We start from the raw sequence: 4432 nt of genomic DNA, 5'->3' as shown, positions 1-4432 counted from the left end.
GGCATCCATTTTCCGCTGGACATCGCCGCAGGCGTCCTGCTGGCGATGGCGATCGTGTCGATCCTGAGCGCCATCTTCATCATCGGCCGCCACCTGGCGGCGGTCGCCGACCGACGAAGGATGCCCGCATTCGCACCACCGAAGGCGGCCGACAAGTCGGCCGGCTGAAGGAGGCATCCGAATTCGCGGGCGGCGCCGAGCAGCGCGCCCTTCGGATCGACCGGATCCGCCGCGCCGCGCCGCGCCGCAAAGATTGCCTCAGATCAATACGCGCGCGCCGCGCTTGACGTAGCCTTTCTTCCCTGGCGCTGTTCAGCGCCTCGCCGCATGACAAGGAGCGCTGAAATGTGCATGGAATTGCTGCAGAGGCTCGCGAATGCCCGACTCCCCCTCACGATCGTCGAGCCGGAACAGATCGACAAGGTGCGAAGGCTCGATGCCGCGAGCTACATCGCAGGCTTTATTCCGCGGATTCATCTCGACACCGATCGCCGCGCGCGGCAGGATCCCGCCAGCGTCATGCAGATCACCGCACGCGGCTACGACGCGCTGAAGCAGATGGCAAGAAGCCCGGAGGCATCGCCATGATCGGGATCGACACTGGCATGAAAGCGAAGATCACCCTCCCCGACCCGGCGCTGCGCCGGCAAATCCTCGCCGCGCTCAAGCGCGACGGCAGCACGCGCGACGTCGATCTCGAGGTCGACGTGTCCGATGGCGTAGCGACGCTCACCGGCCGCGTGGAAAGCTGGGCCGAGAGACTGGCGGTCGAGCGCGCCGCCCATGCGGTCAGAGGTGTGCGTGCGCTGGTGCTCGTGCTGGACGTTCGGGCCGATCCGGCGCATCAGCATTCAGATCGTCAGATTGCACTGGCCGCCGTCCATCGTCTGAGGTGGAACGGCGTCGTGCCCGCGGAGAACCTGCTGCTCGAAGTCCAGGAAGGCCTCGTGACGCTGCGCGGCGAAGTCGAATGGGATTTCCAACGCTCGATCGCCGAAGACACGGTGCGCAGCGTCAGCGGTGTTCGCGCCGTGCGCGACAAGCTCAGCCTGAGGCCCCGCAGCGCGGCGGCAACGCTGGCCAGGCTGATCCAACGCGCAGGCCGTCGGATCTGAGCGCGCCATTCGTCGGGATGCCACGTGATCGCGGCCGTCACCACCACTGTCGCAACGGCCGAGCAGGCGAACGCGCTCGCCACCACCCTGATCGAACGCCGCCTCGCCGCCTGCGCGCAGCTCACGCCGATCGAGAGCGTCTATTCCTGGCAGGGTGAACTGCACCGCGAGCCCGAAGTCCGCGTGCTGTTCAAGACCACGGTGCGGCTGCAGGCGGCGCTGATGGCGGCCATCGCGCAGTGCCATCCCTACGAGGTTCCGGACATTCACGCCCAGACACTGGCAGCCGTGCACCAGCCCTATGCGGACTGGGTGGCTGCCAACGTGGAGAGCGGGTAGCAGTCCGTGCACGCATCCCGAACGCGCCGGCGCAGCCAGCGGCGCGCGAGGTCGCCATCCCGTTTCCACGCACACCACCAGGCGAGCGGCCGCTTGGCCCGCGTTCCCTCGTGAACGCCACATTTCAGTCTAGTAAAAACCCCAATATGGCGCCGGGGGCGTTCGATGAAAATCATCCTATTCATGATAATGATTTGATGATTACTGGAAAACCCAAACACAGAGGCGCCCTTCAATCGAAGGTGCCGGACATGATCGCCAACTCGTTGCGCGAGCAGATCGTGAACGAAGCCATGGTCGTCAACGACAAGCTGCCCGGCGAGAAGGAACTGATCGAGCAGTTCGGCGCCAGCCGCGGCTCCGTCAGGGAAGCACTGAAGTCCTTGGAGGTCCAGGGCTTGATCTACACGGTGCCGGGACCCGGCGGCGGCGCCCGTGTGCGCGAGGTCGAGGAGCAGCGCGTGTTCGAGTTCATGCGCAACTTCTTCCACTTCCGGCCGCTGGACGGCGCCCAGAACTACACGGTGCGAAAGCTGGTGGAGCCCGAGGCCGCGGCCAGCGCCATCGGGCTGCTGACGCCGGAACACTTCGATCGCCTGCAGGCCACGATCGATGCCCTCGAGGGTGACGACATGCACCACTGGGCGCGGCACCGCTCGGCGGAAGTCGAGTTCCATGAAATCCTGTCGGAAGTCTGTCCGAATCCGCTGCTGGGCATGATCGCGAAGTTCGTGAACGCGGTGATCCGAAGCGGTGCGGAATCGAGTTCTCCTTCGGCCGAACATGCGCACGATGAGCATGCGTACACCTGCAACAACCGCAAGCAGCACGCCGAGATCCTCCAGGCACTGCGCGACGGCAACGCGAAGCGGGTGCGCAAGCTGATGCTCGAACACATCGAGGACGCTGAAAAGTTCATCGTCCCGCTGGACGCCCGCGTGCGATCCAGACCGGCAAAAAGCCGCTAGTCCACCCCTGAATCCCGTCTTTCGAATCCATGGCGAATCTCTCGCCAGGGATGGCCTTTTCCTTCTCAAACCTGGAGCCTTCATGACCGTACAGCATCCCTCCCGTCGCAGCTTTGGTCGCGCCCTCGTGGCGGGCGGCATGATCACCGGCGCGCCGTTTCTGGCTCGCAGCCAGTCCAAGACGCGGATCGCCCTCTTCGCGACCTTGTCCGGGCCGCTCGGCGCCCAAGTCAAGCCCACGACGTATGCGGCCGAACTCGCCGTCAAGATGGCGCAGCAATCGTTCGGCGTCGCCGCCGAACTGCAGCTGATCGACGACGAAGGCAATCCCGGTCGCGCCGCGCCCAAGGTGATCAACGCGATCCAGAACGACGGAACGAAGTTGTTCGCCGGTGCGGTGCTGTCGTCCGTCGGCCTGGTGATGGCCGCCGAAGTGCACCGTGCGAAAGGTGTCTACGTCAGTTCCGTCGGCGCGGACGAGATCACCGGCTCGGCCTGCAACAGGTCCACGTTCCGCTGGCCGGTGCCCAGCTACGGCGCCGTCGAGCAATCGCTGCGGCCCGTGATTGCGGAGACGCCCGGCGCCAAGCGCTGGTACACGGTGACGGCCAAGTACGTGTTCGGCGAGGCCATGCTGAGCGCTGCGCAGCGCATCTTCAAGGAGAAGGGCATCGAACACGTCGGCAACAGCTACCACGGCCTGACGGACAGCGAGTTCTCCGGGCTGATTCCCGGCATCGCCGCCGCGAAGCCGGACGTGCTGGTGCTGCTCAACTATGGGCCTCAGACCGACGCGTTGCTGCGCCAGATCGCCTCGTTCGGCCTCAAGTCGAAGATGAAGATCGTGGTTCCGTGGTCGGGCGGGCTGGACCAGTTCCAGGGCCTGGGTTCGGACCTTCTCGATGGCGTGTACCTGGGGGCCCAGTACTACCACGACATCCAGGAGCCGGGCAACAAGCGCCTGGTCGAGTTCTTCAAGAAGGAAGCGAACAAGCTTCCGAGCTATGGCGCCATCAACCTCTATTCGGTGACGGAGCTGGCGCTGCGCGGCGTGAAGGCCGCCGGCAGCGCCGATCCGGCCGCGGTCATCAAGGGCCTCGAGGGCCTCAGCTACGAAGGCGCAACGGGCGTCGAGACGGTCCGGGCCAGCGATCACCAGGTGCTGAAGAACTACTACCTCCTCAAGGGCAAGGCGAAGGCCGCGAAGAAGTACGAACAGGACTACGCCGACATCGTCAGCTTCGGGAAGTCCTTCGAGGACATGGCGACGTCGACTTGCAAGATGGCCTGAGGCCTGGGGAAGAAGGAACGCCTCCATGCTCAACATCGTCCTCGTGCAACTGCTCAACGGCATCGGCACCGGCATGATCTATTTCCTGTTCGCGGTCGGCTTGTCGATCGTGTTCGGGATCATGCACTTCCTCAATCTGGCACACGGCGCGCTCTACATGCTGGGGGCCTACGTGGCCTGGGCGATTGCCGAGTGGAGCGGTTCCTTCTGGCTCGGCCTGGCTGGCGCGCCTCTGGTTCTGGGCCTCGGCGGCTATGCGCTGAAAGACGGCGTGCGCACGCTCCAGCAGTTGCCGACCGTCTACCAGATCCTCACGACGATCGGCGTGGGACTGGTCATCCAGGAACTGGTCATCATCCAGTGGGACACCATCGGCAAGACGCAGGCCGTGCCGGAACTGCTGGAAGGCTTCGTGGCGATGGGCGACCTGCTCTATCCGAAGTACCGGCTCTTCGTGGTGGGCGTCGGCGCGCTGGTGGCGCTGGGCTTGTGGTTCTTTCTTGAACGCACGAAGTTCGGTGCCGTGCTGCGCGCCGGGACCGAATCCGAACAGATGGTGTCGCTGCTGGGCATCGACATCGCGAAGGTGTTTGCCTACAGCTTCGCGCTGGGCGCGGCACTCGCCGCGGTCGCGGGTGCATTGGCTGCGCCGATTCGCGGTATCGAGCCTTTCATGTCGATCGAGGCGATCGCGACCGCCTTCGTGGTCGTCGTGATCG

6 protein-coding genes are annotated in these 4432 nt (G+C 64.9%); all 6 read left to right on the top strand.

Translation table 11 applies throughout. The features are described 5' to 3' along the window. The first annotated feature begins 351 nt into the window (after positions 1-351). Positions 352-588, top strand: a complete 237-nt coding sequence (locus tag AC1D2K_RS30665) for a hypothetical protein (RefSeq protein WP_478093701.1) — start codon at positions 352-354, stop codon at positions 586-588. After that, positions 585-1115, top strand: a complete 531-nt coding sequence (locus AC1D2K_RS30660) for a BON domain-containing protein (protein WP_478093699.1) — start codon at positions 585-587, stop codon at positions 1113-1115. The genes AC1D2K_RS30665 and AC1D2K_RS30660 overlap by 4 nt, the downstream gene beginning before the upstream one ends. A 24-nt stretch (positions 1116-1139) precedes the next feature. After that, positions 1140-1454, top strand: a complete 315-nt coding sequence (gene cutA / locus AC1D2K_RS30655; RefSeq protein WP_478093698.1) for a divalent-cation tolerance protein CutA — start codon at positions 1140-1142, stop codon at positions 1452-1454. 110 nt (positions 1455-1564) lie between these two features. Continuing rightward, positions 1565-2422, top strand: coding sequence for a FadR/GntR family transcriptional regulator (locus AC1D2K_RS30650; RefSeq protein ID WP_478093696.1), 858 nt, complete (start codon positions 1565-1567; stop codon positions 2420-2422). Positions 2423-2504: 82 nt separating this feature from the next. Further along, on the top strand, positions 2505-3713 hold the full coding sequence (locus AC1D2K_RS30645) for an ABC transporter substrate-binding protein (protein ID WP_478093694.1): 1209 nt from the start codon (positions 2505-2507) through the stop codon (positions 3711-3713). Between the two features lie 25 nt (positions 3714-3738). Then, a partial coding sequence (locus AC1D2K_RS30640) for a branched-chain amino acid ABC transporter permease (protein WP_478093692.1) occupies positions 3739-4432 on the top strand: 694 nt, incomplete at its 3' end.

It is taken from the genome of Variovorax sp. P1_H12_2, assembly GCF_056405335.1.
Note: the sequence above shows the minus strand (reverse complement) of the source record. Positions and strands in the feature narration are given on the sequence as shown.